This window comes from Streptomyces djakartensis, assembly GCF_014651075.1.
Taxonomy (GTDB): Bacteria; Actinomycetota; Actinomycetes; order Streptomycetales; family Streptomycetaceae; genus Streptomyces; species Streptomyces djakartensis.
Window position 1 is genome coordinate 1 of the sequence record NZ_BMWE01000014.1, and the last position, 26,183, is coordinate 26,183.

Sequence of the window (26,183 nt, forward strand, 5' to 3'; positions counted from 1 at the left end):
CGCCCGGCTTCGTCGAGGTCGTGGTAGAAGAGGCACGCCGTCCCCCGGTAGAAGGCGAAGGCCGAGGCCGCCATCTTCCGGAACTTCACGCGGAACGCGGCCGGGTCGGCGGCCAGGAGCTCGCCGAGGGCGGTGTCGAAGACGGCGAGGATCTCCTCACCGCGGTGCTCATTGCCGAGCTGCGCGAACGACACGCTTTGCAAGTTCGAGTCGACGCACGTACCCGTCTCGCTGACCGACGGCTTCAATCTGCCACCTGTGAGACACGAACTCGCAGCGCCTGACGGTACGCGCGGAACCCGCGAGTGTCACTGCCGGGGCTTAGAGTCTGAACGGCCGAAGGCCCTTCAGACGACGAAGGGAGACCCTGCGAAGCCATGACCCGGGACAACGTGCCCGCGCCCGTCCAGCCGCCCGACCCGTCACCCGCTCGACAGCAGCCCGCTGCCGGTCCCGGCCTGACCGCCGCGATAGTCCAGGGCGCCGCCCAAGGCGCCGCTCGGTCCCTCACCACCCGTTTGGTGGACAAGTCCTGACCAACCCGCCCGACTGGCTCAGAGCCCTATGGCACATGCTGCCGCGCCCGTGGGACCACTAGTCGCCTCGCCGGGCAGGGGCCCGACCCTGCCCGGCGAGGCGGCTGCGCCCATTGTCAGTGGCGGGTGCTCCGGATCGGAGGCGCTGCGATCTACATGTGCGGGTAAGTACAGACCTATCCGGCCTTCCAGTCGGCTAGCGACTGCGGATGCCACTTGATGGTCAGGGTCTCTCCTGCGAGTGGGAATCGCGGGCAGAAGATGCCGTCCCACTGGTTGGTGAAGTGCGCCATGCCGACCTCCCTGTTGTAGTAGGCGGGTTGGCCGCAATGGGCGCATACGACGACAGGACCGCTGAAGGCCTGGAGCCGGTCCCTATGGCTCAGCCCCGACTGCTGCCCCAAGAAGGTGTCGTCCGTGCGCGGGTACCGCTCCTGGACCAGGCGCAGCGAGAGGTCATGCCAGTCCATACTCAGCAGGCCGGCCGCGGCCGGGGAACGCCGGGCAGAACACCGCGCCTTCCTGCTCGGCGAAGTGGCTGGCGCCGCTGGCGCTGTCGTACGCGGGTTGGCCGCAGGCGCTGCAGATGCTGATCAAGCCCTGGTAGGTGCGGATGCTGGCGCCGGGCGCTTCGAGGGCCTGGCGGCGGGCCTGCGTGTAGCGGATGCCGGAAGCGGCTGCTGCAGTACGGGTGTCGAGCTTGCGGCGGCGGTTGCGGGTCATCGCTGAGTCCTCCTCGGCACGCCCACGCCCGCGCCGAAGCGAGGAAAGTTCGATGATTGTGCGCGATTCGGAGAACCTTCTCCGCCTGCGGGGCGTGGGTGCTGGTCCGCGGGGAGTCTGGCGTGCGCGCCGCCTCGCTCGGGATCATAGCCGACAGCGAACACCGCCTGTGGAATGTGCCGAAGACGCATGGTTCGGCGGGACAGGCCTCGAGGCGGCGCTCATTCCTCGGAGGTGTCGTCCTCATCTTCGGCATCGTGGGTAGCTGAGTCTGCGGCCGCGATGAGATCCAACAACGACCGCACCGGGGAGACCGGCAGGGACACGATTCCCTGAGCGGTGCCTTCCATGTTCGTGGCCGTGGCTGTCCAGGGCACCTGCAGCGTCCCGGGCAGAGGCTGTCCGGTCACGGCCACGAACGGCGCCAGGTCCTCGGACAAGCCGACGCGCACGTCCTCCGCAGGGAAAACGACGGTGGTCCCCTCCACCTCGATCTCCCATGCAGGCGGCAGGACACCAGGCATGACGGCCGGGAAGGCACGGTGCCAGGCGGGAGTGGCCGGCAAGCCGACGAATGGCTCTCGCTTCACCGGCTCGTAGGGGCGGGGCCCTTGGGGAGGCCGCTCGGAAACGGCTTCCTCTTGTCCCGGTCATCAGGGTCTGTCGGAGGCAGAGCGAGCACGCCATCCGGCAACTCCAGCCCGACCTGCACGTCCTTGAGGTGGATGTGTGTGTGATTGTGCAGACGCAGCGCGATGCGCGATGCGGCGAGTGCCGCCACTTCCGGCAGTGTTCTCGGGAGGGCTCGCCTGAGCGCCTCCAGGTACTGGTCCACCTCTTCCAGATACGTTTCGCGGCTGCGGGGATCCGGGGTCGTTTGTGAAGCGAGGTCCTTCATCATCTGCTCCACAGTCGGCGTCGCCGAAGCAGACTTCAGGCGGCTGACGAGACGCTCGTGCTCCGCGTTGACGACGCGGTCCAGGGCTTCGTCCGGGGTGACTACGGGGCTCACCGCGCCTTGTTGTACGGAAAGCGTCAGGTCGAGCGCCTGCTGCTTGCGCAGGAGACGCTCGCCCAGGCGGTCGATGTCGACAGCCCGGGCACGGTACCGGCAGATCGAGACTTTTCCCATCCCAGACGAGACGTCAGGCAGAGTGCCGCAGCAGGACCGCCGACCGCGAGGCGCGCGCCAGGGTTCCGCCGCGGTGATGTCTTCACCCGACCGAGTGCAGCCTTCAGAGGCTGTCGCCGCCCCAGTCACGGGCCGTAGGGGCACTGGTCGTACAACGCCCGGCCTTCGGAGCGATGACGACGATGTCTGCCCACGCACTGCCGATGCCGGGGCTCTTCCACGCGCCCGTCGCGGGGAGGTCGAATTCGGTGCCGCGGATCGTTGCGATGGTCTCCAATATGACACCGCCGGACAGCGCACCCTCAGCGACAAGGTCGTTGCTGCCACGACAACGTCAACTCCCCCACCTTGACGGTGGGCGGCGGCCTGGCCCTTTCTGGCTACTGCGACGTGATGGTGATCCTTAGCTCCACTGCGTCAGGCGCTACCAGCTGGGTGCTGCCTTCGGCGGCCCAGGCAAGTCGCCATGTGTCCGTTGCGAGGTGTGCGGTGACTGTAGGGCTAGGGGTGTCATCGAGGGCGATTGCGAGTGGTCGGGCGATCTCGCGCGGGATCCAGCCGAGGAGGAGTCCTTCGTGTTCGACTCGGATTGCGTTCGGGTCCGTGCGGTTACTGGCGTCGCGGTGGAGAGTCAGCGGGTTGCCAGCAGTGAGGTGGGCCAGGTAGCTGGCGCTGTGGGCGTGGCGTACGCCGCGTAGGTGGCAGGTGAATGTGCCGTGGCCGCGCAGGATGGTGGCCTGGGCCGCGCGGGGGCTTCGGCGTTCAGCGCTGCGAATGAGGAGGGCAGCGATGTCCGGCGTGGTGATCTCGGTGAGGTCGTCGGTGCTGAGGTGGTTGAGCCAGTCAAGAAAGACCCTGAAGGTGGGGTCTATGTAGGGGCAGTGTGGGGCGAGGGCGATGGCGGCTGCGCGGTCGTGGATGCCGATGGTAGAGGCGTAGCAGGCTGCGGGCGTATCGACGCCGTATTTGGTCATGGCGGGGAGGACAGCGAGACGTCCTTCGGCGGGGATGCCACGGCGGTGTTCGAGGAGTTGGAGGATCGCGGAGATCGCCCAGGCAAGGTCGTGTCCGATGACGCTGTCGATGACGACGGCGGTCTTGGTGATGTCGGACGTGTGCAGCGTGTCTTTGTGGCGGTCGTGGATGTCGGTCGGGGGAAGGCCAGCGATCCAGTCGGCTGCGACGGGCGCGATGGCGGCCACGGGGACCTTCTTTTTACGGGCGCCCCGCTGCAGTTCCAGCACCGTGGTGGCTGCGGTCACGAAGAGCTGCTGCAGTTCGGGCCACTGATCGCGGTCGAGGAGATCAGGCCGTGCCTCGAGGGTGGTCGCGATGTGGTCGGCAGCGGCGAGGGCGTCGACGCCGCCTTGGACGCTCAGGCCGGTGCGGACAATGCTGGCACGAATGGCTCGGTCGGGAAGTCGTTGGCCGATGGCCCGCACACGGCGTGCGGAAAAGCGGGCCAGTGGTTGAAGCGACCAGCGGCGGGCGCCGAGCTGGTGGGCAGCTAGGGTCTGGCCGAGCAGGGTGTGGGCAGCTTCTTCGAGGAGGCCCTGGTCGGAGGTGTCAACGACTTCATCGGCAAGCTGGGCGAGCAGTTGGATGTCCAGCCCCTCGGTCCACAAGATCGCTCTGTCGTCTTCAGGGTCGGCAAGGTCCAGGGTCGTGAGGTCTTGCCCGGGGGTTGGGTTGGTGCCGAGTCGGGCACGCACGAGTTGGACGTACAGGTCGGCGAGTGTGGAGATGACCGGTTCGATGTTGCTGCGGTCCAGGTAGCGACGGCGCAGCTGCCGTGCCTCGGTCTGGTCGTTGGCGATGAGGACGACGTGGCCTTCGGTTTCCTGGAAGGCGCGGCCGGCTCGGCCGGCGGTGTTCCAGAAGTCGCGGACCTTGATCGTTTCCTCTTTGCTGCGGCGGACGTCGGGGACGAGGACGGTTTTGGTGGGCAGGTTCATGCCCTGGGACAGGGTGCTGGTCGCGCACAGCACGCGCAGGATGCCGTCCCGGTAGGCGCGCTCCAGGCAGTGGCGGACGGCTTGCGGTACTTCGGCGTGGTGGTAGGCAAAGCCGCGCAGGACCATGGTGGTCAGGTCGTGGCCGTCGCCGACGTGTCTGGCGATTTCGGTGCGTAGTTTCAGACGGTCAATCAGAATCTGGGGATCGATCGTGCCGTCCTCGGCGGTGCCGAGGGATCGGGTGCCGTCGGCGTTGAGCGCTGTGGCGAGGGCTTTGGCGGCCGCGTGGGCCTTTACGCGTGTGGGCGAGGCGATCAACACGGGGCCAAGCCGGTCGAAGTGAAGGGCCAGAGCGGCCGTGACGTCCTTGCGTTCGCGGGGGAACAGACGGGTCTTCTTCAAGTGGCGGGTGAGTACTCGGGAGAGGAAGAAGTCGCTGCTTCCGTGGACGCCGTACTCGATGGTGCCGCTCTGGCCGTCGACGTCGCGGCCGCGCCAGTAGAAGACGCCGGTGCGCAGCTGGGAGGGGGTCCAGTGGGTGCTGGCGTGGTTGGTGCCGTCGGCGGCGGGAGCGAGCCATCGGGCCAGGTCGTCGCCGTTGGGCAGGACGGCGGAGAGCAGGATGGTGCGTGCGGCGGGGGCGGTGTGGCGGATGCGGGTGAGAAGCATCTCCAGGCGCAGGCCCCGTTCGCCTTCGGCGCGGTCGAGGCTGTGTCCTTCGTCGACCAGAACCAGAGCGAGCCGGGGGGCGAGTTCGGGGACGTTGCGCAGGAGGAGGTCGAATTTTTCGCTGGTGACGACGAGGACGTCGGTGAAGTCCAGCAGTTGGGTTTCGTAGCGGACGTGCTCGACGCCGCCGAACATCGCAGAGACGCGCAGGCCAACCAGTTCGAGGCTTGCAGCCAGGTGCCGTTCGACCTGGGCGGCCAGTGCGCGGGTGGGGACGACGTAGACGGCCAGACGGGGCAGGTTCCACCATGTGTCCTTCTCTGTGGGGCGGGGGGCGAGGGCGTGGAGGATGGCCCACTCGGCGATGTGGGTCTTGCCCGCTGAGGTGGGCATGGTGACCGCGAGGTTGGTCGCCGCGGCGTCCACGAGCCCCTTCTCCAGGGCCTTTCGCTGGGAGGGCCAGACTTGGGTCATGGGCCGTTTCGCAACGATCAAGGCTTTGAGATAGCGCTCCCACAGGCGGCCCCAGGTGGCCGCGCGGCGCAGCAGCATCCACGGCGAGGTGGCGACGATGTCCTCGACGACGTACGCGAGGGAGTCGATCAGGGTCCACGTGTCGACCACGGAGGCGTCGAGGAGGACGGATGCGGCCTTGCGCAGGTCGGTGACGGCTGCGCGGCCCGCTGCCCGGTCCCCCAGACGCCACAGGGCGGCGAGGGAGCGTGCGGCGCGTCCGGCCAGCCCGTACGCGGCGAGGACCGCGGCGTCCGCCTGGTCGGCGCGTCCTTCACTGGCTGCTTGGACCAGCTGCTCGCCGAGAGCGGGTAAGTCGGCTTCAGCCTGTGCGCCGAGGCGGGCCGCTTCGTCGATGTCACGCTGCAGCACCGCGCCGGTCAACGCGGCCACTCGATACGGGGCTGCGGTCGCGGCGGCCGAGGCAAGTTCCTCGCCTACGGCGAAGGCACGCACGACTTCGGTACGGAACTCTGCTGCGATGGTGGCGGAGTTGGCCTGATAGCCGGCCAGGCTCCACATTGTCGCGGCGATCGCGAGCAGCTCGATGCGCTGCGGGTCGGTGGTCTCGTACCGCGCCGCGAGGTCGGCGTAAGCCTGGGCGATCTCGGTGAGCGGTCCTGGGTCTTCTCGCCGCTCACGGGGCGTCCGGGTGAGCTGCCCCAGCCGGGCCAGCGTCAGGCCGCGGCGCAGCTCCCTGAGGTTGTAGGTGTAGGCGGCGGTGGCACCGTCGATGCTGATCTGCTCAGCCAGCACGTGCGAGCGCAGCTGGGCGCGCAGCAGCGGGGCGGCCTCCCCCTCAGTAAGGGCATCATGACCCAGCCGAGCCAGGATGCCGTTGTAGCCCCTCACGCGGCAGCGTCCCTGCTGTGGTCTTTGGGCGTGCTTTGGGCTTCGGCCGCCTTGTACACGCGGGCGACGAAGTCCTGCAGGTTGCTGATCTTCACCACGGTCAGCTCGGTCGGCTGCTTGACGATCCCGGCGAGACGGGTGACAACCTCCTCCTTCCACGCCGCGTGGTCGTGCACGAAGACCATGTGCCGCTCGACGGAGCGATGTTCCGGCTGCCTCAGCACCTCGGCAATCCGGCGGGCCAGGAAGCCCTGTTGCCGTTCAAAGCAGCGGACCATGACGAACCGTATGCTCTCATCCAGCCGGTCCTTGTCCAGGATTTTCTCCAAGCTCTCGTGCGCCTCCTGCCCCAGGTCGAGCTTGCGCGTTGCGCGGGTCTTCACCTCCGGCACGGCAACAACGGGCGGGTTCTGGCGGAGCCGGAACGCAAGGACATCCGTGCCCTGGACCGCCTGGTTCGCAGTCTGCTTCCAGCGGAGCTTCAAGATCGGCACGCACCATCGGCGCACCCTCCTGTACAAGGCCCCGGTGACGATCTCCCCGAAGTCACCGTGCCGCGTTCGGGTCTCAGCCGGGAACATGTTCGTGCGCACGTAACGAGCGACTTCGGGCGCGCCCAGGTCGTCAAAAACGAGAGCTAGCTCGCCGGGCGTGACGTAGTTCCGGGCCACCTCACGTCCGAGCTGCTCCAGCAGCTCCGCCTCACCAATCTGCCCCGATTCGACGAGCGCCTCGTACTGCAGTGGTCCTGCCGGCAGTTGCACCGGCTCCGTCTGAAGCCACTTGTCGAACACGCCCACCCCCAAGTTGCAACTCCCCGCCCAGTCACCATTGTCTCGGATTCTTCAGGACGCTGATCCGATGATCGCGTTCTTCCTGGATCACGAGCCTTCTACAAGCCAACGGGCCCCAGCCAGTCGGGACGTGAGAAGAGAGGCGGAGCATGACGAGCGCGCGCAGGTGATGGGCGTGCCGCCCAGTTCAGGTGCGGAACCGAGAGAGCCAGCTGCCGACCTTGTGCGCGGCCTGCGCCGCCTCCGCCACCTGGCGCTCCTGCTCCTGGCGCTCGCGTTCGGCCTGTTCCGCCTGCCGCTCCGCTTGGAGAGCACGGGTCTTGCAGTCGTCGCACAGGTGCGGGTGGCTGTCCTCGCGGCCCCAGTCGACCGCGATGCTGGCCTTCCACTGGTCGTCGGTGAACTTGGTCCCGCAGTCGGTGCACACCGGACGCTGAGCCTCGCGTTCAGCGGCTTCCCGTTCTTGGCGGCGCCGCGCGTCTTCGGCGCGGCGGGCGAGCGCGGCGTCCCGGCGCGGGTTGCCGATCGCCTCCCAGATGTTCTGTCGGTCGTCGCGGCCGAAGCCAGAACGCGGACCCGGCCGGGCCGTGCTCGCGCAGCAGGTCCAGCGTGGTCGCCACGATCGGCATCTTGTCGTTGTAGAGGTGGAAGCCGTCGGCCCACTGGCCCTGCCAGTGCTCGCGGGTGAGGGCGGCGACTTTCTTCATCTGCTGCAGCGCGGGCCGCTTCCGACCTGGTTGAAGACGAGCAGGACCGGCGGGTGTGTCGCATCGCCCCACTGGGGATCGGGTGCGGACCAGCGGGTGCGCCACATCGGCTTGTCCTGGCCGTCGGTGTCCTTCGCCTTGCGGTGGAAGTGGCGCATGTACTTGTCGAACTTCAAGGCGATGACGCTCGCGTCCTCGGTGCAGTTGTCGGCCTCGATGAACAACAGCGGCAGCCCGGCCTCCGGGGCAACGAGGGCTATGTCGGCCCACGCACATCCCACGCCGGGGTTCTTCCACGTGCCCGTCGACGGGAGGGCGACCTCGGCGGCGTAGGAGGTGATGCTGCCGATCCCGTCGGGCGCGTCGACCCAGGCCTGGGCGGCCGCGACGGCTTCGGCCGGCTCGCCTGCCACCAGGTCCAGGTCGGGCTTCGGGGGGATCATCGCGATGACCGTCTCGTTGACCGTCATCGCGTGCGAGGCTCCCGAGCGGCCCGCGCTCTCGGGCATGCCGCCCATCTCCTCCGGCCCGCGGTCCAACTCGAGGCCGGCGGCGGCCAGTCCGTCCTTGGTGAGCAGGCGCACCTCCTCTCCGCCTCGGGTGCGGCCGCCGTCGACGGACAGGCCGTGCCGTCGCAGATCGTTGAGCGCGCCGCGGTGGGAGGCGGTGCGCGCCTCTTTCCGTTTGGCCGCCGTATCCTTGGTGGTGTGCCGGTACGTCAGGTGCGGTGAGGACAGACGCTGTATCTGGTCCGCCGTCGCGGTCTTGAGCACCCCGAGCGCGCGCAGCGCATCGGCGCGGTGCCCGGTCGACGATCCCGCCTCGTTCTCCTTGCGCTTCGCCATCAGCCCCGCCCTCCCGTCGTCCGCGTCCGGCCACCGGCCGGGCGCCGGCCCCCGGCCGCAGAGGGCACCAGGCGCGCCCTGAAGCCAATGATCGCCTCCACCACTGACACCCCACCCCCACCTATTTCCCAGGGCTTGGTCAGTGAGAGGAGGAGAGAAGAGGGTTGTGACGACGCGCTGGAGCTTGGAAAAGCCGAGGTGGCCAGGGGAAATACGGTCCGCGCTCGTGCCGGGCAACGGAAGTGGGTACGGCAGTGGGATCGCAAGCGCCGGCAGCAGGAGACCGCGGCGGCTTGCCTGGCCGACCAGCCCTCCCGGCGCTGGGCGCGGCTCGCCGGTCGGCGGCGCGGTCAGGGTACGGCGGGCGCCTGTGTTGGGTCATCATCCCCGGTCTCTCCCTTGCGTCGTGGCATCCTCCACCGGCCGCGCATCCGCCAGGTCCTCAGTGCGTGTTTCTGAACCCCGGTTCTGAGTGGTCTTGAGCTCTACGCTGGCGCCGTGTCCGAGGGTGCCGGTCGGGCCGGGGAGAGGACTTGCCGGGCTTGTGGTGAACGGCTGAGGCCGGACGCCCGGCCCGGGGCCGTGTTCTGTTCGTCGGTGTGTCGTTCCAGGCAGTGGCGGAAGGAACGACGGCTGCGCAAGCGCCTGGCGGCCATCCAGGGCAAGGCTGGCGAGGTGGAGTGCCCGGAGTGCGGGGCCCGCTGGGTGGCCGGCGTCGATCGCCGGTCGGACGCCCCGGTACTGCTCCCGGCGGTGCGTGGTGAGGGCTTGGCGGCACCGGAAGGAAGCGTTCGCGGACCGGTCACAGTGACTGCTGAGCGAACGCATCGTGAGTGCAACTTCTGTCGCGAATCGGTCATTTGCGGTCATTCATTGTGATCTTAGGATTTTTAGTCTGACTCTCGGTGGCGGACGCGGGCCCTGTCCCGTCACGGCGAAGTGCCGTGCCCGGGCCCGCACTCGGGGTGGTGAGAGCCATGTCCGAAGGAGACCGAGAAGGTCGGTTCCGTCAGCCAGTCCCGCTATGACGAGATCGTGGCCGAGCTCCGGCAGGTCGTCGAACAGCAGACGCGGGGCTCGTTCACGATCGGCGACCGCGCACTGGAGATCGAGCCGATGGCGTGAGCGCGGTGGCCAGCATGCCGCGCCGGGTCAGGAACTGTTCACGGTCCGCGAGACGCTGTTCCGTCTGGCCGAGGACATCGGCCTGGCCTATAAGACAGTGGAAAGCGGAAAGCGCCAAGTGGACGGCGTCCCGGTGGCCCGCCGAACACCGACAGGCCGGGGTGTCGTTCCGGGTCCACCGGATCCTGGGGCAGATCGAGGACGAAGCCGAGCGGTTCGCGACCATCGCCAAACCTCCCGCGGGCAGGATGCGGTGGACGGTGGACGAGGCCAACCGCAGGGTGGGCCGCCAGGTGGAGCGTCCGACTTCCCCGCAGGAGAAGATTACTGCGATCCACTCCCTGGCCCGGGACGAAGAGGTTGCCGCGACGGTGACCACGGACTTCCTGAAGCGGCCGACGGTCGCGGCCAAGGTCCCTGCTGCGGAGAAGGTCCGGGTGGTGGAGAAGTTCACCCGGGACGAGTCGGTGGCCACGACTGCGGTCACCGGCCTGTTGCGCAGGCCGGACGTCGCCTTCAAGGCGATGAGCGACGACACTGCCCGCTTCCAGGTAAACCAGGCCCAGGCCGAACGCGGCCGGCAGGCCCGCGAGGACTTCGACCCCACCAGCCCCGTCGCCCCGGCGGTCCGCGCGATCGACCGGTCGGTGGAGTTCCTGGACCTGGTCACCGCCTGCCACTCCTTCGTCGCCGCGGCCGGCCGGACCGTTCCCGGCCTGCGCGACCGCACCCTGGACGACGAACGCACGATCGTGCACCAGAACGTGGCCAAGGTGCGAGCCACCCTCGACTGGATCGAACAGGCGGTCGACACGGGCAAGGTGGACATGGATGACGAGCTGGCCCGGCTGCTGAAGGGCGAGTAGGCATGCCCCGCGCTTCACGGCGACAGGGCGACGCAGCCAGACGCCACGCGGACACCCTCAGGTTCGTGCTGTTCGAGGCCAGACCCGCTGGCCTCGAATTCCATCAGCTGGTACGCGCCAGCGACCTGAGCCCGAGCCAGGTCCGCTCGGGGCTTGCCGCGTTGAAGGACCAGGCCGCGGCGCGGGGCTGGCCCCCGCTGACCTGGACCCGGGCGGCCGGCTACCAGCTCGGCGCCGACCGAGCGGTGCTGGAGGCATACGAACGGGCGGTGGTCAGGGAGAAGCTGACCGAGTTCCGCCGGTTCATCACCGGCACCATCGCCCCCCACGCCGCCGCCCACCCGAACGACAAGTGGGTCAAGCACATCGTCGCTCAGCTCAACTCCATCGAATCCACCCTCGCCCTCATCGCCAGCTCCTGACCTGCGGCCGGGGGCCGCCCGGACGGCGGGCGCCCCTCGGCCGCGGAAGACCTGCCATGCGTCGTCGCCGCTACCCCTCGGACACCACCAACGCCGAATGGGCGTTGCTCGAAGCGCTGCTGCCCACACCGGCCTGCGAAACCAGCAAGGGCGGCCGGCCGGAGAAGCATCCCCGCCGTGAGATCGTCGACGCGATCCGCTACGTCGTGGACACGGGCTGCAAATGGCGGGCCCTGCCCGCGGACTTTCCGCCCTGGCGCACAGTTTGGGGGTTCATGGCTCGCTGGGCAGCGGCCGGGACCATCGGTCAGATCCGGGACCAGCTCGCCGGGCGGATCCGCCGCGACATGGGCAGAGGCCCCCGGGCGGTGGCCACCGTGATCGACTCCCACAGCGTGAAGGCCGCGGAGACCGTCTCGAAGGCCACCCGCGGCTACGACGCAGGCAAGAAGATCAACGGCCGCAAGCGCCACCTGGTCGTCGACACTCGCGGCCTTCCTCTGATGGTCATGGTCACCCCTGCCGACCTGCACGATGCCGCGGCGGCGAAGGAAGTGCTCTTCCGCCTGCGGCTGATGCACCCCGAGATTACGATCGTGTGGGCCGACTCGGCCTACGCCGGGAAGCTCGTGGACTGGGCAAAGCGGCACCTCAACCTGACCATCAAGCCGGTCAGCCGTCCCAAGGACGTTTCCGGCTTCGTCGTGCTGCCCCGCCGCTGGGTCGTTGAACGCAGTCTTGCGTGGATGATGCACGCCCGCCGTCACGCGAGGGACTACGAGCGGCTCATCCAGCACTCCGAGACGCTGATCACCTGGGCGGCCATCACCCTCATGACCAGGCGCCTCGCCCGGAAAGGCGCTACACCCAGCTGGCCGAGGAAACCCACACCGGACGACGCCTAAGTGTCCGGTCATTGCTCCTGGTGTGTGGGGACGCGGCCAACCGACAGGTCCAGCCATGCCGTTCAGTCTTGCGATAGTGGAGGCTCGCCGCCATTCTCCAGCAGTGCGGCAGGCGCCAGGAACTCGCAGGCGGTGTCGCACAGTCTGAGCCATCGGCGGCCCGAGCATGAGGTCAGACCGGTGGACATCAGCCGCAGTTGGTGCATCCGCCCCTTGACCAGGTCCGGCAGGGCTGCGGGCAGGGCGGCGAACATCTGCACGTCCTGCTGCCGCCGTAGAACGGCTGCCGCGGCCGGGCACCAGGTTCCGGGCAAACTGGCGGCTGGCTCATCGGCTGTCGCGAGCAGTGCCGCGAGGACGACGCTCTCGACCTGGGCGAGAAACGTGTCCTGATCGACGTCCCAGGTGTGCAGGCGCTGGCCTAGCCGACGGGCGAAGACGGGGTCGGCCGGGCGCGTACGCATCACCTCGCCGGCAAGCCGGGCCGCTGCGGTGATCGGATCAGCATTCTGCCCGCACCAACGGTGCTTGTCAGAGACACCTCACGTGAAGTGTGCGGCTGGTGGCGGTGCCGCTGTCGGTGCCTTCGTGGACGATCGTTCCCAGCGTCTTCGTGCGATAGATGTACGTGGTCGAAGTCGAGTCGCAGCTCAGCGCTGCCGTCGTCGACCGTGCCGGTGGCGGGCACCTGTGCTGCCGAGAGCTCGCGGCCACAGTCGTCCACTCGTCTGGCCCCGGGAGGTAGAGCTCAAGGTCGGCCTCGCTGGCGCAGGCGTCGGGAGTGCTCGGAGCACAGCCGCTGATTCCGCCCGTGCCGGTGATCTTGCCCTCGCTGTAGTTGGGCTTGTTCGCGAACAGCGTGCATGTGATGACGTGTGCGGGCGATTTGGCGTCCTCCACCGTCAGGGTCGTTATGGGGCGGGCCTTCGATGCTCCCGGCGGCGTCGACTCTGCCGAGGCGGTGCTCCCCGCGAAGGCGGCAGTGGCGGCGAGCGCAGAGACGAGCAGAGACCGAGTTGCGAGTCTTCGTCCGGACAGGGTGCTCCGGGTGCGGGGTAGGGGCACAAGTGCCTCCTTGGGCATACCGGTTGACGTCACCATCTGGGCCGATAGCGACAGAAACAATGTCCGCCCGACAAGCATCTGGAGCAACTATACATAGTTGGACTAGCTACACGTAGTAAGCGGTAGAGTGCACGGAAGTCAGCCTGGAGGGGATCTCATGAAGGTGACCGTGTTCCAGTTCGAGGGCACTCCTGAGGAGCTGGATGCCTCGCAGGTACTGAAGGAGTTGACCAGCCACCACCGGGGTGCCGTTTCGGTAGTCCCCGACGGCGGCCGCGACAGCGGGACTCTGCCGGCCCGGATTCCGGGAGTGGCTGACGAGGGACAGGAGACGGTGCGTCAGCTGCTGCTCCGCAGCCCGGCTCCCGGCCTCTTCGTCCGGTTCCTCGATGAGACGACCCGGTGGGACAACGTCGGCGTCTACGGCATCAAGCGCAAGAACGCACTACCCGACGCTCCCCTGGACTACAGCCGCTACCTGCGCCTGCGCCGGCAGGGATCCCAATTCGGCGGCTTCGCCTACGTCTACGCCGAGTACAGCACCATTAACCTCCGGCTCAACTACAGCCAGCAGCAACTCGACGAGCTCGGCATCAGGTCCGCCCGGACCCTCACCACCGGGCACCGGGAGTACCGCGTCAGCGTCGACCTCACCGACGAGACAAGCCTCGCCGACGCCCTTCAGCTGGCCGAGCTCGCCTACAACGCCACCTAAACGCAGACAGTCCATAGCCCCAACCAACAGGAAGAGCCTGCGTGGACCTACGACCTCACCAGCGAGAAGCCGTCGACGCGATCCTCCGAGCCCTCGAACTGCCCGCCCGAGCGCTCACGCCCAGGCGAGGGCTGCGCACCTCCCGTAGAGGGCTGAGTTTGCGGCGGACAGGAGCCTGTTGACGTCATCGCCAGCAGCGAAGGCTTCGCCTGGCTTGTATTCGCGTTTGGTCCAGGGCACTCCGGTCCGTGCGGCGTGCTGGGTGTAGAGCCGGAGGATGCGGGTGCCCTCGCGGCCACGGAGCTGCTGGAGGGTCAGACCGGTGGTGTCCTCGCCGGGGAAGCGCATGTCATACATGCCGTCCTGGCCTCCGTGTCCCGACGGTGTCTGCTGGTGTGGCCGTCCGCTTTCCGCAGCAGCGCGACGTGCTGTGACAGGTTCCGTCCGAGTCCATCACGTGGATCTTCGCCCAGACGACGTTGTCGTCCTCGTCGAGCAGCCTGGAGGCGATCCACCAGGAGTCGCTCTTGCCGGGAGCGGTCGCGGCGAGGTCGTCGGCGGCGCGCTGGTCAGGGTGGGGTGGAACGCGCTCATCCCGCCTTCTGTGTCTCGGGGCCGAGGACACGCAGCTGCGTGATCAGCCCGTTCGCGTCGACGGTCACGCACTCGACGGCGCCCTGGGACGCGAGGTGCCCGTCGGTGGTGCGCCAGGACGCTATGAAGCGGACTTCGAGTGTCCCGTCGCCGAGCGCCGTGGTGGTCCACACGTGCTTGCTGTCGGCCATCTCGGAGTAGAAGTTCCGGTAGAACTCCGTGATGTCGGCCAGGCCGGTCACCGGCGGGAGGTCGCCGAACTGCACGGTGGCCCCGGGCGCGAACACCGATCCCAGTTCCTGCAGTGCCTGTGGTTCGTGCACGGCGCGGTCCACAAGCGTGATGTAGCGGTCGGCCACCGTCTCGGTCGTCTGGGTCATCGCATGTCTTCCTTCTCGTGTGGTGGGTCAGCCCATCAGGGCTTTGCCGAGCCTGGCGCCGGCCGGGGTGGAGATCGCGCGGATCAGGGTGCTGCGAGCGACGCGGCCGAAGCGGTTGGCGGGCATGAAGAAGTGCCGCATCCGCAGGGCTTCCTTCTGGTGGCGGGTGACATGCGGGCGCATGTGCTGTTCCCAGCTGCCCAGGGCGGTGGGCAGGTCGCCGTGTTCGGTGAGCAGCCGGGCCAGCAGTTCGCCGCCGGCGATGCCCATGCCGGAACCCTGGCCGGAGTGCAGGGTCATGCACCAGGCGGAGTCACCGAGCAGGACCACCCGGCCCTGGCTCCAGCGGCTCATGTGAATCTGGCTGACCTGGTCGAACAGGACGGACTCGGAGCGGTCCATCGCCTCCAGCATGGCGGGCACGAGGTCCCCGCCGAAGCCGGCGAAGGCCTCGCGCAGGGCGACCGAGGGCTTCTTGCGGATCTCGGCGGCGGGCCAGTCGGTGCGGTAGAGCAGGAAGGCGACCGGAGGGTGGTCGCGATAGCTGTTGATCCAGGCGGAGCGCCCGGGGGCGGTGGCGACCGCGCTGTCGCCCTCTTGCAGACCGGACAGCGGGCCGTCCATGAGGCAGGCGGCCACGACGTGGTCGAAGTCCTTGCGGTAGAGGTCCTCGGGGCCGAAGACCAGTGAACGGACGGTGGAGTGGATGCCGTCGGCCCCGATGAGCAGGTCCGCGCTCTCCACGGACCCGTCGGTGAGGGTCACCGTCACCTGGTCGCGGTCCTGGGTGATGGTCGCGGGCCCGGTGCCGTAGCGGATCTCCACCAGGTCCTTCACGGCCTCGTACAGGACACGCTCCAGGTCGCTGCGCAGCAGCATCCGCATCGGGGTGCCGTTGACCTGTTCGGGAAAGGTCAGGCCCGGTGTGAGACGGCCGCGGGCATCGACTTCGAACATACGCCCGTCGGGGTCGCGGCGGTCCGGGAGCGAGTCCAGGATGCCCAGGCGTTCGGCGGCGGTGTAGCCGGGGCCGTTGAAGCGGACGAAGTAGCCGCCGGTGCGGCGCTCGGGGGCCCGCTCGACGATCAGGGGCTGCCAGCCGGCCCGGTGCAGGCTCAGCGCCGCGGCCAGCCCGGAGATGCCGGATCCGACGATGAGAGCGCGACGGGCGCCCCGCGGGGGGAGTGACGAAGAGGTCATGCCTCGACCATACCCCTGATCCGTACTGGATGACCAGATTCGAAATTTGGTCATCCAGTGAAGGGGGTGGGATGCTGTGCTCATGACCTTGGACCGCTCGGCCGCTGCCCCGCAGGCCGACCACGCACGCGCCGAGCGCATCCTGGCCGCCGCGCGCGAACTGCTGCTGGCATGGGGCTACAAGCGGGTCACCGTGGATGAGATCGCGCGCCGCGCCCGTATCGGGAAGGGCACCGTCTACCTCCACTGGAAGACGAAACAGATGCTGTTCGCCGAACTACTGCGGCGCGAACTCCACGAGGCGCTCGGCGTCCTCGCTGCCGAGATCAGAGAAAACTCCGCTGCCGCCCTGCCCAGCAAGGTGGTACGGGAGGTGTTCCTGCAGCAGACCCGCAACCCCGTCACGCGGGCCATCCACGCCGGTGACAGCGACATCCTCGGCGCGCTCGCCGTCACCCCGGCCGGCCGTCCCGTCATCCAGGAACTCGGCTTCCATACCCTGCTCGCCCGCCTCGTCGAGGTATGGCGCGCGCACGGGCTGATGGCCGTCACGGCCCCGGCGGCGGACCAGATCTACACGATCGACGCGGTGCTGACCGGATTCATCACGGGGGGCCTCGCCTTCCCGGGCGAGGACGTCCGCCCGGACCATCGGGCGGACCTGCTCGGCCACACGATCAAAGCAGCCCTGGAAACCTCCGTCACGCCGGACGAGGCCGTACTCCGTGAGGCGGCCCAGGACGTGCTCGCCGCCCTGGGTGCGGCCCGGGACACGCTCATGACCTGACGGCGGCCCTCCGTGCCGGCCGCAGCTCCGCTGTTCCCCGGGCGCCGGCGATCACCGCGGGGCGGGCCGACGGCCACCCGACGCCGTGCCGCGTGCAACGACGACGGCGGCGCCCGGCAACTCGAACAGTCCTGCCGTTGCCGCCCTCGACGGCCTCGATCAGCCGCCGCCCTCGCTTCCTGGTGACGCGCAACGGCGCAGAGAGGACCAGCGGCCTCCCCCGTCACCACCCCTCAATGCACCCGCGAGCCCCATCAACTGAGCGGGCGGCTATGCCTTGCACCATCTCGTGACAGCGGCGGTAGCCGCCGAACCCCTTGCGAGCCGTTGCGGCGGCTCAGGAGCGGGGCCTGACCAACCCGGCATCGTAGGCCATGATCACGGCCTGGATGCGGTCGCGCGCACCGATCTTCGCGAGGACCCGGCCGACGTGCTTCTTGACGGTGGATTCCGTGAGGACCAGCCGCTCGGCTATCTCCGCGTTGGTCCAGCCTTTGCCGATCGCCACCAGGACCTCGTGCTCGCGTTCGCTCAGCGCCCGCAGCCTGGGATCGGTGTGCGGCTCTGTGGGGGAGGCGGGAGAGAGCACCCGATGGGCGTGGGCGTCCAGCAGGCGTCTGGTCAGTCTCGGAGCGACGACGGCGTCGCCTGTCGCCACCGCATGGATCCCGGCGACGACTTCCTCGGGGCGGGCGTCCTTGAGCAGGAAGCCGCTGGCTCCGGCGCGCAGCCCCTCGTAGGCGTACTCGTCCAGGTCGAAGGTGGTGAGGATCAGCACGCGGGTACGGCCGCCGGCGGCGACGATCCGCCGGGTGGCCTCGATGCCGTCCATGCCGGGCATACGGACGTCCATGAGGACGACGTCGGGGCGCAGGTCGGCGGCGATGCGGACGGCTTCGGCGCCGTGTCCGGCCTCGCCCACGCACTCCATGCCCGGGGTGCCCTGGAGCAGCATGCGGAAGCCGAGGCGTTGCAGAGGCTGGTCGTCGGCGATCAGCACGGTGGTCATGGGGTCTGCTCTCCCTGGGGCCGCGGGTCTCCTGGGGCGGGGGCTCGTGCAGGGGGCGGGGTGGACGCCGGCGGATCGGTGAGTGTCACGTCCACGGTCCAGCCGGGCCGGTCGTCCCGTGGCCCCGCGGTGACGGTGCCGCCGTACATGGCGGCCCGCTGCCGGATACCCACCAGTCCGTGTCCCGGACCGTCGGCCTCTGCCAGGGGCGGCGCAGATGTTCGGGCGCCGGGGGGCGGCCCGGTGTCGGAGACGCTGATCCGGATGTCCGCGTTCCCGGCGGTGACGGTGACGTGTGCGGCTGAGCCGGTGCCGGCGTGCTTGAGGGTGTTGGTCAGGGCTTCCTGGACGACGCGGTAGATGGTCAGTTGCACCCCGCTGCCGAGGGCGTCGATGTCTCCGGACGTCCGGCAGGTGACATTCACACCGGCCGCACGGACCCGGGCCAGCAGCGGGTCCAGATCGCGGACGCCGGGCTGCGGGCTGAGTCGCTCGGCCTGGTCGTCGGATTCGTCGCCCAGGACACCCAGGACGCGCCGCAGTTCGCTCATCGCCTGCCGTCCGGTGTCCCCGATGATGCGCAGGGCATCTTCGGACCGCTCGCCCGTGCTGGAGGCGAGGGTGGCGGCGCCGTCCGCGAGTCCCACCATGACGGACAGGTTGTGGCCGACGATGTCGTGCATCTCGCGGGCCACGCGGGAGCGTTCGGCGGCGGCGGTCAGCCTCTCGCGCTGCTCTCGCTCGATCTCCAGTCGGGCTGCCCGGTCCTCCAGCGCCGCGAGGTACACCCGCCGGGTGCGCAGGGTCAGGCCCACGGCGATCGCGGCGATCGCCTGGCTCGCCACCGTCAGCAGGCCCTGCCACAGCCGGTCGGCGGAGGCGAGGAACCACACCGCCGCGCTCAGCTCGACGGCTGTCGCGGCGGCCGCCCAGCCCAGCCGCCGCAGGGGGCCGTTCAGTGCCAGGTTGAACAGAGCGATGAGCAGACACCCGCCCGTCGGCAGCAGCAGGCCGAGCGCCATGGGGGCCGGGGCGCACACCGCGATCACTGTGAAGACGGCGGTCGGCGCCCTGCGCCGCCACCACAGCGGTACGACGAGCACGGCGGACAAGGCCGTCTTGAGGCCGAGCGGCAGGTCGGCGAGCGTCCGGATCTCGCCGAACGGGCCGTGCTCGGCCGGGGAGTAGGTCTGGAACACCGTCACAGCGGCGACAACCAGCACGATCGCCGAGTCGAACAGCCACGGATGCCGACGGCCGCCCCATGTCAGGTGCCGCTGCGCTCGCAGCAGACGCCCCATGAGCGGATGCGACCAGGCCGTCTCCAAGCCGGGGGGCGGCGCGAGGACCGGCCGGCCGGGGCAGGGGCGGCGGTCCGCGTCGGCGGCCTCCGCCCCTCCTGCCGTACCCGTTACAGGCATGCCCTCCCCCAGCCGGTCAGACGTCCGTACGCACAAGCCGGTACGCCGCCCCGGCCAGTGTCAGCGCCACCCATCCGGAGAACACCGCCAGGCCCGCCCAGGGGCCGAGCGAGTCGCTGGCCTGGTGCAGGTGCGTCACCGCTTGGCCGGCGTTGCTGGGCAGATACGGTGTGATGTCGTCGTTCCAGGACGCGGGCAGCAGCGAGGTCAGGCCCGGCAGGATCAGCAGGCTGCCCACCAGGACGGTGATGCCGCCGGCGGTGGAGCGCAACAGCGAGCCCAGGGCCACACCCCACACGCCCACCAGTCCTAGATAGAAACCCGCTCCGATCAGGGAACGCAGTACCCCGTCGTCCCCGAGGGACATGGAGATGCTCTGGCCGTCCAGGGACGGAACACCCAGCCCGAAAGCGGCCAGCGCGCCGATGACGGCCACAGGCACGACGAGTACGCCGGTGACCACGCTCTTCGACCACAGCACCGGCAGCCGCCTGGGCACCGCCGCCAGCGTGGAGCGAACCATGCCCGTACTGTACTCACCGGCTGACATCAGGACCCCCAGGACGCCAACGGCCAGTGAGGCGAACGTCAGGCCCGTCAGGGCCACGCCGACGGCGTCCTCGGGGCCGGCGGACGGTCCGGGCGGACCGCCGCCGTCGCTGCCCGGGCTGTATGTGGCGGCGGCGATCGCACCGATGGCGGTCAGCAGGAACAGGGACACGCCCAGGGTGACCCAACTGGACCGCAGCGACCAGAACTTGCCCCACTCCGAGCGAAGCACCCCGAGCGCGGTGACCCGGTAGGCGGGCCGGTCGGGGCGGGCAGATGCGGCGTCCGCGGTGTCCGGCGTGAGGGTGATGGTCATCAGGCGGCCCTCCGGGCGGCAGTGTCGGCGGGGACGCTGTGGTACTCCACCGCGTCACTGGTGATGTCCATGAACGCCTCCTCCAGGGAGACGGTCTGCGGGGTGAGCTCGTACAGCGGAATCCCGTGTTGCGCGGCGATCGCGCCGATGCCACGCGCGTCCACGCCCAGGACGACCAGTTCCTCCGCGGCCGAGGACGTGATGGTGACGCCCGGCCCCGACAGCAGCGAGCGCAGCCGTTCCGGCTCGGTGGTGGCGACCTTCACGTCCCTGCCACCGACCTCCTGGATCAGTCCGTCGACCGTGGTGTCCGCCAGCAGCCGGCCCCGGCCGACGACGACCAGGTGATCGGCGATCAGCGCCGTCTCACTCATCAGATGCGAGGACAGCATCACCGTCCGTCCCTCGGCGGCCAGCCCCGACAGCAACTCGCGCACCCACAGCACGCCCTCCGGGTCCAAGCCGTTGACCGGCTCGTCGAGCATGATGATCTCCGGGTCGCCGAGCAGCGCCGCCGCGATGCCGAGCCGCTGGCCCATACCCAGGGAGAAGGCCCCGGCCCGCTTGTGAGCCACACTGTGCAGCCCGGCCAGTTCGATGACCTCGTCGACGCGGCGACGCGGGATCCCGTGGGTACGGGCGAGGGCCATCAGGTGGGCGAAGGCGGTGCGGCCCGGGTGGACCGACCGTGCCTCCAGCAGCGAACCGATCTCCTGCAGCGGCGCGGCGTGCTGGGCGTAGCGTCGGCCGTTCACCGTCGCCGAGCCGCTGGTGGGCGCGTCCAGACCGATGATCACGCGCATCGTGGTGGACTTGCCGGCTCCGTTGGGACCGAGGAAACCGGTGACCTGGCCTGGCTTCACGCTGAAGCTCAGCCGGTCCACAGCGGTCTTGTCCCCATATCGTTTGGTCAACTCTCGTACTTCAATCATGGGTTGATCCCGATCCACTCCCGTCGCTCCGGCCAATCCGGAGCGCGTGCCTCAAAGCTAGGCACGGAACGGATCGCGTCCCTGGGACCAGGGGGGACACTTCGGCATCGCAGTGGTACCTCGGTACCACTGGGCCGACATCCTCCCCTGACCTGGCCTGACCAGCCCGCTGAACAGGGCCCGCTCCTGGCCGTCGCCGAGCGGTGACGACATGCGCCCTGCGTCCGCTGAATACGGCACATCTCTCTGGGTGTGCTCGCACACGCCTTTCTCGTGGTCCGGCCAAGCGGCGGCGAAGAAGGACGCGGCAACTCGCTCCGGCGCCGGCCTGGCCAACTGCTTCGTCTCCACGCAGTGCACTCCACGCAGTGCACTGGTCGCGGCGCAGGCGCCAGGCTGTCGCCCGCCACTACCACTCCCTCCAACGCCTCCGCATGTCGGCACTGCCATCCAGCTCTCCGCCGGCAGGTCCCAGCCACGTATCACCAACAGCCTGCTGCGCTCTGGGATCGGGCTCCTGATCATCCGCGACCGCATGACGGCCCGACCGCGTCCGCGGTCGGGCCGTGCACCGGTGTCCGAGGGGAGGAAGCAGGGCCGTTCCCGACTGTCTGGCCGGCCTGAGCGGCCATGCGGCGCAGCCATATGTGGGCCGGTTCCCGCTCATGGAGGGGATGCCACCACAGGGACTCCACCAAGTGGCCGATTTCGAAGCCGAGTTGGGCGACAGTGATCGATTGCCCGGAGAGGGCAGGGATCGCGACCCGTTCGGGCATCAGGCCGATCCGGTCGGTCCCCGCGACCAAGTGGGGAATGGCCAGGAAGTTCTCCGTGACGATCTCCGCGTGCGGTTCGATGCCCTCGGAGTGCAGGCGGTTCAAGGGGGAGAAGACCGGCGACGGGTGACGGTAGGGCAACACCCAAGGGCGCTCGGCCAGTTCCTCCCGCCCGAGGACGGCCGAGGCGCGGTCGGCGGACACCACGCACACCCAACGGTCCTTGTACAGGTCGAAGGTGGGGATGTTCGACAGGATGCCCTGGGGCAGGACGAGGGCGTCCACCGTGCGCAGGTTGTCCAGCGCCTGCTGCACGACCCGTTCAGTGCTGTGCTGGAACCGCAGCCGCACGTTCGGCGCGGCGGTGCGGACCAGGTCGGCCAAGGCCCGCCCGAACGTGGGCAGTTGGCAGTCGGCCATGATCACGGTGAACTCGTGCCGAGCCTGCGCGGGATCGAAGTCGGGGCGCGTCTGGAGGACCCGGTCCGCCCAGCCAAGGGCCTGTTCGGTGTGTTCCACCAGTCGTTCCGCCAGGGGGGTCAGCTCGTAGCTGTTGCCCACCCTGACGAGGAGTTCGTCGCCGTAGTGCCGGCGCAGCCGGGCCAGGGCCGCGCTCAGCGAGGGCTGGCTCAGACCGAGCCGTTGTGCGGCCCGCGTCACACTGCGCTCCTGGAGGAGCGCGTCCAGCGGCGGCAGCAGGTTGAGGTCCAGAGTCACGGCACCCACCTCGAATGATCATCAGCCCTGTCTATGCCGAGCATAGGCGATTTCGGCTTCCCTGATCCCAGGGCGGACGCAAGAGTGGTGACATGGCTCGGCGGGACTTCGTGTCAGACGAACCGCCACCACCACCCCAGACGTTCGCATGCTCGGGCCTGCACCGATCGATGCAGGTGTTCCGAGCCCATCAAGGAGGCGACAATGCCGTCGTTCCATGTCCTGATCGCCGGCGGAGGCATCGGAGGGCTCTGTCTCGCGCAGGGACTTCGCCGCGCGGGCGTCAGCTGCACCCTCTTCGAGAGCGCGCCGGGCATCGGGCGGGCCGGCTACCGCCTGCACATGAACGGCGCGGGTGGCCGCGCTCTCCAGCAGTGCCTGCCGGACAACCTCTTCGAGCTGTACATGCAGACCTCGCGCGAGACGCCGCGCCGTGAGGTCATGGTCATGCTCGACCACCAGGCCCGCGAACTGGGCGCCCGCCCCCACATCGGCCCACCCAACGACCCGCGGCGGCCCCACACAGCGGTCAACAGGCGCACGCTGCGCCAGATCATGGGCCTGGGCCTGGAGGACATCGTCCGCTACGACAGCACCGTCACCGGCTACGAGACGGACGGCGAGAAGGTACGGGTGCTGCTCGACGACGGCACAAGCGAGACCGGGGACGTGCTGGTGGGTGCCGACGGCATCAACTCCGTCCTGCGCGGGCAGTTGCTGCCCGACGTTCCCGTCATGGACACCGGAATACGCAGCCTGTACTCCACCGCACCGCTGACCGACGATCTGGCGGCGAGCCTGCCCGAGGCACTGTTCGACGGCTTCGCCGTCGCCGTGGGACCGAACGGCGCGCTGTTCGCGTACGGCGTGTACCGGCCGCGCAGGCCGGTCGCCGAGGCGGTGGCCGAACTGGCGCCCGGCGCCCCCGTCGATCCCGTCGATCCCTACATCATGGTCAACCTCGGCCTTCCGCCCGGCAGCCCGGTCGCCGCCGAAGCTCCCGACCTGTGGGACAGCTCAGCCGAAACCCTGCACGCGCTGATGCGCACCGCGGTACGGGGCTGGGATCCCGCCCTGGCCGATCTCGTCGAGCACGTCGACCCGACGACGATCTTCCCGGTGTCCATGCGTCACCTGCAGCCGGCGGACCCCTGGCCGGCCGGCCGGGTCACCCTGCTCGGCGACGCGATCCACGCCATGCCGCCCTCGTTCGGCTCGGGCGCCAACACGGCACTGCGCGACGCCGCGGCTCTCGCCCGGGCCCTGGAGCGCGCCGCACACGGCGAGACACCCTTGGTGGAGGCCGTGGCCGAGTACGAGACCGAGATGCGCGCCGAGGTCTTCCCCATCCTGCGCGCCTCGGCCGACCCGCGGGCCGCCGACATCGACTTCCTGCCCGACGACCTCCCCGTCAGCCACACCTGACCGCCGCCTCCCGGACACGAGCCGCATCACGAGGAGAACCATGCCCGTCACCGAAGACATCGAGTTCCGCGTCTGCGAACTGACCCTGCGGGGCAAACTGTTCCGCCCGGCCGACGGCCCCGAACGCCCGCCCGTCGCCATCCTCCAGGGCGGCCTGGGCGGTCCCGCGGAATCCATGTTCGCCATGGCCCAGGGCTTCACCGACGCCGGTCTGGCCTGCCTGATCTACGACCACCGCAACACCGGCTACAGCGACGGCGAACCCCGTCAGCAGTTCGATCCCTGGCAGCAGTGCCGGGACCTGCGCGACGTCATCACCCATCTGACCCTGCGCGAGGACGTCGACGCCGACCGCATCGCCCTGTGGGGCATCAGCATCGGTGGCGCCAACTCCCTCTTCACCGCCGCCACCGACCGCCGGGTCAAAGCCGTCGTCAGCCTCATCCCTCCGGTCAGCGGCTGGAGCGCGCGCACCCTCCAACCGGCCGACACACTCGCGGAGCTGGAAGCTCTCATCCCCGCCGACCGGCAGGCCCAGCTGCGCGGCGAGCCGGCCGCGAGCATCCGCCTGCACGGCGTACCGGAGCCCGGGGACCCGGTCATGTTCAGTGACCAGGAGGGGCTGGAGTTCGTCGAGAACATGATCCACGACCTGCCCAGCTTCCGGAACGAGATCACCATCTCCACCCTCGACCGCATCTTCGAGATGGAGGTGCGCGCCTACGCCGAACGCATCACCGCCCCGGTCCTGATGATCCTCGCCTCCAAGGACACCGTCGCCCCCGTCGAGGAGGCCCGCGAGATGTATGAGCGGATCCCCGACCCGAAGGAGGTCATCGAGTACCCGGGCCAGCACTACGAGATCCTCTCGAACCACTTCCCCGAGATCATCAGCCGCAGCGCCGACTGGTTGGCCGCCACCCTGCGCGGCTGATCACCCCGCCATCCGCTCCCGTCGGGTCCGCCGGAGCCCGTGTGGCCCGGCGGGCCAACCCCCATCCCCGACCACACAGAGAGGTGTCGTCGATGCGTCTGCTCGGACTTGCCTGCGGGCAGGAGGACGGCAGTGCCGAGGTACTGCTGAAGGCCGCGCTCACCGCGGCTGAGCGCGAGGGGACAGCCGTCGAGATGGTACGGCTGACCGACCTGTCCCTGGTGACCGCCGCCACCGCGGACGCCGGGGACGACGCGGCCTGGTTCTGCGACCGGCTGCTCGACGCGGACGGCGTGATCGTCAGCTCCCCCACCTACACCCGCAGCGCACCGGGCGCGTTGAAGCTCCTCATCGATCGCGCCTTCGGTCCGCGCACGGACGTGGTCTTCGTCCGTGAGGCCCTCGCCCGCCGCGAACACGGCCGGGCCGAGCAGGAGGAGCCCCGCGGCCTTCTGGGCCTCGACACGGCCCCCGACCCGCGGGTCCTCAAGCCGCGCGTGGCCGGCTTCATCGCCGTGGGCGGCTGCCCGTCGCCCCACTGGCGCACGCTCACCCTGCCCACTCTGCACGCCCTGGCCTTCCCCCTGCACATGGCCGTCGCCGACCAGATGGAGGTCCCCACCCCCGGCGGCCTGGGCGGCATAGCCACCGACCCGGCGGCTGTGCTGCGCGCCGAGCAGCTGGGCGGCGCGGTTGCCCGGCAGCTCGGCCTGTCCCACGACGAGGTCCGGTTCCTGGGGGAGCCCGGCACCTGTCCGATGTGCCACCTCGACCTGATCGTGCTGCGCGCCGGCCGCGCCGAATGCGGCACCTGCGGGGCCGCGGGCCGTCTCGTCGTCGATGACGGCGACGTCCGGGTCGACTTCTCCCCCGCCGGCACCGCTTCCTCCGTCCACGCCCTCACGGAGCTGGAGGAGCACTACCGGGAACTGCTGAGCGCCGCCTCACGGGAGCCGGACTCCCAGGAGATCGACAAGCACGCCGCCGCGTTCCGCGACAGCGTCCCTGTCCTGCGCCCACCGCGGCCTTAGACGGCCGTTCGCGGGCTCTCGGGAACCATGGACCGCGGCCGTGAGCGCCCGGGTCAGGGCGGCGGCTTCCCGCGCGGACGTCACGCTCGGCCGACTCCGGTGAGGCAAAACCAGAAGGCTTGCCGATGCCTCCGGCGGAGACTCTGAACGAGCCGGGGCCTGGTCGGCGGGCATAGCTCCAGCTGTGGGGCAACAGCTTCCGGGACCCCGGCCGGGGGTCGCGGTGCCGGGTGAACGAACGCGAACGAACGAGCCCGAGCACTGGATCGCCCGTAGATTGGAAGTCCA

26 protein-coding genes and 3 pseudogenes are annotated in these 26,183 nt (G+C 69.4%); 8 read left to right on the forward strand and 21 right to left on the reverse strand.

Translation table 11 applies throughout. From position 1 onward, the window contains the following. The 11 genes from IE212_RS23495 to IE212_RS35055 all read right to left on the reverse strand — a co-directional run. On the reverse strand, positions 1-194 hold a 194-nt coding region (locus tag IE212_RS23495), incomplete at its 3' end, for a DUF2252 family protein (RefSeq protein WP_190199910.1). Between the two features lie 518 nt (positions 195-712). Further along, positions 713-1,006: a hypothetical protein gene (locus IE212_RS23500; protein ID WP_190199911.1), complete on the reverse strand. Its 294-nt coding sequence runs from the start codon at positions 1,004-1,006 to the stop codon at positions 713-715. Beyond that, positions 993-1,259, reverse strand: coding sequence for a hypothetical protein (locus IE212_RS23505; RefSeq protein WP_190199912.1), 267 nt, complete (start codon positions 1,257-1,259; stop codon positions 993-995). Before IE212_RS23505 ends, IE212_RS23500 begins: the two co-directional genes overlap by 14 nt. A 221-nt stretch (positions 1,260-1,480) precedes the next feature. After that, positions 1,481-1,747, reverse strand: a complete 267-nt coding sequence (locus IE212_RS23510) for a hypothetical protein (RefSeq protein ID WP_190199913.1) — start codon at positions 1,745-1,747, stop codon at positions 1,481-1,483. Positions 1,748-1,845: 98 nt separating this feature from the next. After that, positions 1,846-2,391: a hypothetical protein gene (locus IE212_RS23515; RefSeq protein WP_190199914.1), complete on the reverse strand. Its 546-nt coding sequence runs from the start codon at positions 2,389-2,391 to the stop codon at positions 1,846-1,848. Between the two features lie 103 nt (positions 2,392-2,494). After that, positions 2,495-2,668, reverse strand: a complete 174-nt coding sequence (locus IE212_RS23520; RefSeq protein ID WP_190199915.1) for a hypothetical protein — start codon at positions 2,666-2,668, stop codon at positions 2,495-2,497. A 103-nt stretch (positions 2,669-2,771) separates the two neighbouring features. Beyond that, positions 2,772-6,380 (reverse strand): DEAD/DEAH box helicase, encoded by a 3,609-nt coding sequence (locus IE212_RS23525; RefSeq protein WP_190199916.1) that lies wholly within the window; start codon positions 6,378-6,380, stop codon positions 2,772-2,774. Further along, a complete protein-coding gene (locus IE212_RS23530) occupies positions 6,377-7,174 on the reverse strand; it encodes a Hachiman antiphage defense system protein HamA (RefSeq protein ID WP_190199917.1) in 798 nt (265 codons plus the stop codon). Before IE212_RS23530 ends, IE212_RS23525 begins: the two co-directional genes overlap by 4 nt. Positions 7,175-7,361: 187 nt before the next feature. Continuing rightward, positions 7,362-7,601, reverse strand: a complete 240-nt coding sequence (locus tag IE212_RS35045) for a hypothetical protein (RefSeq protein ID WP_229864540.1) — start codon at positions 7,599-7,601, stop codon at positions 7,362-7,364. A gap of 19 nt (positions 7,602-7,620) precedes the next feature. After that, on the reverse strand, positions 7,621-7,881 hold the full coding sequence (locus tag IE212_RS35050) for a hypothetical protein (protein ID WP_229864542.1): 261 nt from the start codon (positions 7,879-7,881) through the stop codon (positions 7,621-7,623). After that, entirely contained in the window at positions 7,878-8,726 is an 849-nt protein-coding gene (locus IE212_RS35055) for a replication-relaxation family protein (protein WP_229864545.1), read from the reverse strand. Before IE212_RS35055 ends, IE212_RS35050 begins: the two co-directional genes overlap by 4 nt. Positions 8,727-9,758: 1,032 nt before the next feature. On the opposite strand from IE212_RS35055, the pseudogene IE212_RS23540 reads away from it, so the two are divergent. The 3 genes and pseudogenes from IE212_RS23540 to IE212_RS23550 all read left to right on the forward strand — a co-directional run bounded on the left by IE212_RS23540 (position 9,759) and on the right by IE212_RS23550 (position 12,192). Further along, positions 9,759-10,717: pseudogene (locus tag IE212_RS23540) on the forward strand (DUF6192 family protein). Positions 10,718-10,719: 2 nt separating this feature from the next. After that, positions 10,720-11,139, forward strand: coding sequence for a RacP protein (locus tag IE212_RS23545; protein ID WP_190199918.1), 420 nt, complete (start codon positions 10,720-10,722; stop codon positions 11,137-11,139). 56 nt (positions 11,140-11,195) lie between these two features. Further along, positions 11,196-12,192, forward strand: a pseudogene (locus IE212_RS23550) (IS5 family transposase). Here the strand turns inward: IE212_RS23550 and IE212_RS23555 are convergent. Further along, on the reverse strand, positions 12,107-12,508 hold the full coding sequence (locus IE212_RS23555; RefSeq protein ID WP_190199920.1) for a hypothetical protein: 402 nt from the start codon (positions 12,506-12,508) through the stop codon (positions 12,107-12,109). The pseudogene IE212_RS23550 and the gene IE212_RS23555 sit on opposite strands and share 86 nt — an antisense overlap. A gap of 67 nt (positions 12,509-12,575) precedes the next feature. Beyond that, positions 12,576-13,127 (reverse strand): hypothetical protein, encoded by a 552-nt coding sequence (locus IE212_RS23560; RefSeq protein ID WP_190199921.1) that lies wholly within the window; start codon positions 13,125-13,127, stop codon positions 12,576-12,578. Positions 13,128-13,266: 139 nt separating this feature from the next. Between IE212_RS23560 and IE212_RS23565 the strand changes: the two genes are divergently transcribed. Further along, complete coding sequence (locus tag IE212_RS23565; RefSeq protein WP_190199922.1) at positions 13,267-13,824, forward strand: hypothetical protein; 558 nt, start codon at positions 13,267-13,269, stop codon at positions 13,822-13,824. A gap of 126 nt (positions 13,825-13,950) precedes the next feature. Here the strand turns inward: IE212_RS23565 and IE212_RS23570 are convergent. From IE212_RS23570 to IE212_RS23580, 3 genes and pseudogenes are all read right to left on the reverse strand, one after another. Next, positions 13,951-14,181: pseudogene (locus IE212_RS23570) on the reverse strand (type I-E CRISPR-associated endonuclease Cas1e); the annotation flags it as partial. Positions 14,182-14,414: 233 nt separating this feature from the next. Further along, positions 14,415-14,798, reverse strand: a complete 384-nt coding sequence (locus IE212_RS23575) for a nuclear transport factor 2 family protein (protein WP_190199923.1) — start codon at positions 14,796-14,798, stop codon at positions 14,415-14,417. A gap of 27 nt (positions 14,799-14,825) precedes the next feature. After that, positions 14,826-15,998: an FAD-dependent monooxygenase gene (locus IE212_RS23580; RefSeq protein ID WP_190199924.1), complete on the reverse strand. Its 1,173-nt coding sequence runs from the start codon at positions 15,996-15,998 to the stop codon at positions 14,826-14,828. Between the two features lie 82 nt (positions 15,999-16,080). Here IE212_RS23580 and IE212_RS23585 point away from each other — a divergent pair, with 82 nt between their 5' ends. Then, positions 16,081-16,785 carry a TetR/AcrR family transcriptional regulator gene (locus IE212_RS23585; protein WP_190199925.1) on the forward strand — a complete coding sequence of 235 codons (705 nt, stop codon included), beginning with the start codon at positions 16,081-16,083 and terminating at the stop codon, positions 16,783-16,785. Between the two features lie 337 nt (positions 16,786-17,122). Here IE212_RS23585 and IE212_RS23590 read toward each other — a convergent pair whose 3' ends face one another. The 5 genes from IE212_RS23590 to IE212_RS23610 form a co-directional block, all read right to left on the reverse strand. Continuing rightward, on the reverse strand, positions 17,123-17,794 hold the full coding sequence (locus IE212_RS23590; protein WP_190199926.1) for a response regulator: 672 nt from the start codon (positions 17,792-17,794) through the stop codon (positions 17,123-17,125). Next, on the reverse strand, positions 17,791-19,215 hold the full coding sequence (locus tag IE212_RS23595) for a sensor histidine kinase (RefSeq protein WP_229864547.1): 1,425 nt from the start codon (positions 19,213-19,215) through the stop codon (positions 17,791-17,793). Before IE212_RS23595 ends, IE212_RS23590 begins: the two co-directional genes overlap by 4 nt. Positions 19,216-19,231: 16 nt before the next feature. After that, entirely contained in the window at positions 19,232-20,080 is an 849-nt protein-coding gene (locus IE212_RS23600) for an ABC transporter permease (protein ID WP_190199927.1), read from the reverse strand. Next, the gene (locus tag IE212_RS23605) at positions 20,080-21,012 is read right to left on the reverse strand and encodes an ABC transporter ATP-binding protein (RefSeq protein ID WP_190199928.1); all 933 of its coding nucleotides are present in this window, start codon (positions 21,010-21,012) and stop codon (positions 20,080-20,082) included. Before IE212_RS23605 ends, IE212_RS23600 begins: the two co-directional genes overlap by 1 nt. Positions 21,013-21,533: 521 nt before the next feature. Further along, on the reverse strand, positions 21,534-22,505 hold the full coding sequence (locus IE212_RS23610; RefSeq protein ID WP_229864549.1) for a LysR family transcriptional regulator: 972 nt from the start codon (positions 22,503-22,505) through the stop codon (positions 21,534-21,536). Between the two features lie 204 nt (positions 22,506-22,709). On the opposite strand from IE212_RS23610, the gene IE212_RS23615 reads away from it, so the two are divergent. The 3 genes from IE212_RS23615 (at position 22,710) to IE212_RS23625 (ending at position 25,895) form a co-directional block, all read left to right on the forward strand. Next, positions 22,710-23,930 (forward strand): FAD-dependent oxidoreductase, encoded by a 1,221-nt coding sequence (locus IE212_RS23615; RefSeq protein ID WP_190199930.1) that lies wholly within the window; start codon positions 22,710-22,712, stop codon positions 23,928-23,930. A 40-nt stretch (positions 23,931-23,970) separates the two neighbouring features. Next, positions 23,971-24,864: an alpha/beta hydrolase gene (locus IE212_RS23620; RefSeq protein WP_190199931.1), complete on the forward strand. Its 894-nt coding sequence runs from the start codon at positions 23,971-23,973 to the stop codon at positions 24,862-24,864. Between the two features lie 92 nt (positions 24,865-24,956). Next, complete coding sequence (locus tag IE212_RS23625) at positions 24,957-25,895, forward strand: flavodoxin family protein (protein WP_190199932.1); 939 nt, start codon at positions 24,957-24,959, stop codon at positions 25,893-25,895. Positions 25,896-26,183 lie beyond the last annotated feature (288 nt).

Bases quoted from the DNA above. Each gene is read 5' to 3' on its own strand.
- IE212_RS23500 (WP_190199911.1), bottom strand. From the start codon at position 1,006: ATGGACTGGCATGACCTCTCGCTGCGCCTGGTCCAGGAGCGGTACCCG.
- IE212_RS23505 (WP_190199912.1), bottom strand. From the start codon at position 1,259: ATGACCCGCAACCGCCGCCGCAAGCTCGACACCCGTACTGCAGCAGCC.
- IE212_RS23515 (WP_190199914.1), bottom strand. From the start codon at position 2,391: ATGGGAAAAGTCTCGATCTGCCGGTACCGTGCCCGGGCTGTCGACATC.
- IE212_RS35050 (WP_229864542.1), bottom strand. From the start codon at position 7,881: ATGAAGAAAGTCGCCGCCCTCACCCGCGAGCACTGGCAGGGCCAGTGG.
- IE212_RS35055 (WP_229864545.1), bottom strand. From the start codon at position 8,726: ATGGCGAAGCGCAAGGAGAACGAGGCGGGATCGTCGACCGGGCACCGC.
- IE212_RS23545 (WP_190199918.1), top strand. From the start codon at position 10,720: ATGCCCCGCGCTTCACGGCGACAGGGCGACGCAGCCAGACGCCACGCG.
- IE212_RS23555 (WP_190199920.1), bottom strand. From the start codon at position 12,508: ATGCGTACGCGCCCGGCCGACCCCGTCTTCGCCCGTCGGCTAGGCCAG.
- IE212_RS23560 (WP_190199921.1), bottom strand. From the start codon at position 13,127: ATGCCCAAGGAGGCACTTGTGCCCCTACCCCGCACCCGGAGCACCCTG.
- IE212_RS23565 (WP_190199922.1), top strand. From the start codon at position 13,267: ATGAAGGTGACCGTGTTCCAGTTCGAGGGCACTCCTGAGGAGCTGGAT.
- IE212_RS23575 (WP_190199923.1), bottom strand. From the start codon at position 14,798: ATGACCCAGACGACCGAGACGGTGGCCGACCGCTACATCACGCTTGTG.
- IE212_RS23580 (WP_190199924.1), bottom strand. From the start codon at position 15,998: ATGACCTCTTCGTCACTCCCCCCGCGGGGCGCCCGTCGCGCTCTCATC.
- IE212_RS23585 (WP_190199925.1), top strand. From the start codon at position 16,081: ATGACCTTGGACCGCTCGGCCGCTGCCCCGCAGGCCGACCACGCACGC.
- IE212_RS23590 (WP_190199926.1), bottom strand. From the start codon at position 17,794: ATGACCACCGTGCTGATCGCCGACGACCAGCCTCTGCAACGCCTCGGC.
- IE212_RS23595 (WP_229864547.1), bottom strand. From the start codon at position 19,215: ATGCCTGTAACGGGTACGGCAGGAGGGGCGGAGGCCGCCGACGCGGAC.
- IE212_RS23600 (WP_190199927.1), bottom strand. From the start codon at position 20,080: ATGACCATCACCCTCACGCCGGACACCGCGGACGCCGCATCTGCCCGC.
- IE212_RS23605 (WP_190199928.1), bottom strand. From the start codon at position 21,012: ATGATTGAAGTACGAGAGTTGACCAAACGATATGGGGACAAGACCGCT.
- IE212_RS23615 (WP_190199930.1), top strand. From the start codon at position 22,710: ATGCCGTCGTTCCATGTCCTGATCGCCGGCGGAGGCATCGGAGGGCTC.
- IE212_RS23620 (WP_190199931.1), top strand. From the start codon at position 23,971: ATGCCCGTCACCGAAGACATCGAGTTCCGCGTCTGCGAACTGACCCTG.
- IE212_RS23625 (WP_190199932.1), top strand. From the start codon at position 24,957: ATGCGTCTGCTCGGACTTGCCTGCGGGCAGGAGGACGGCAGTGCCGAG.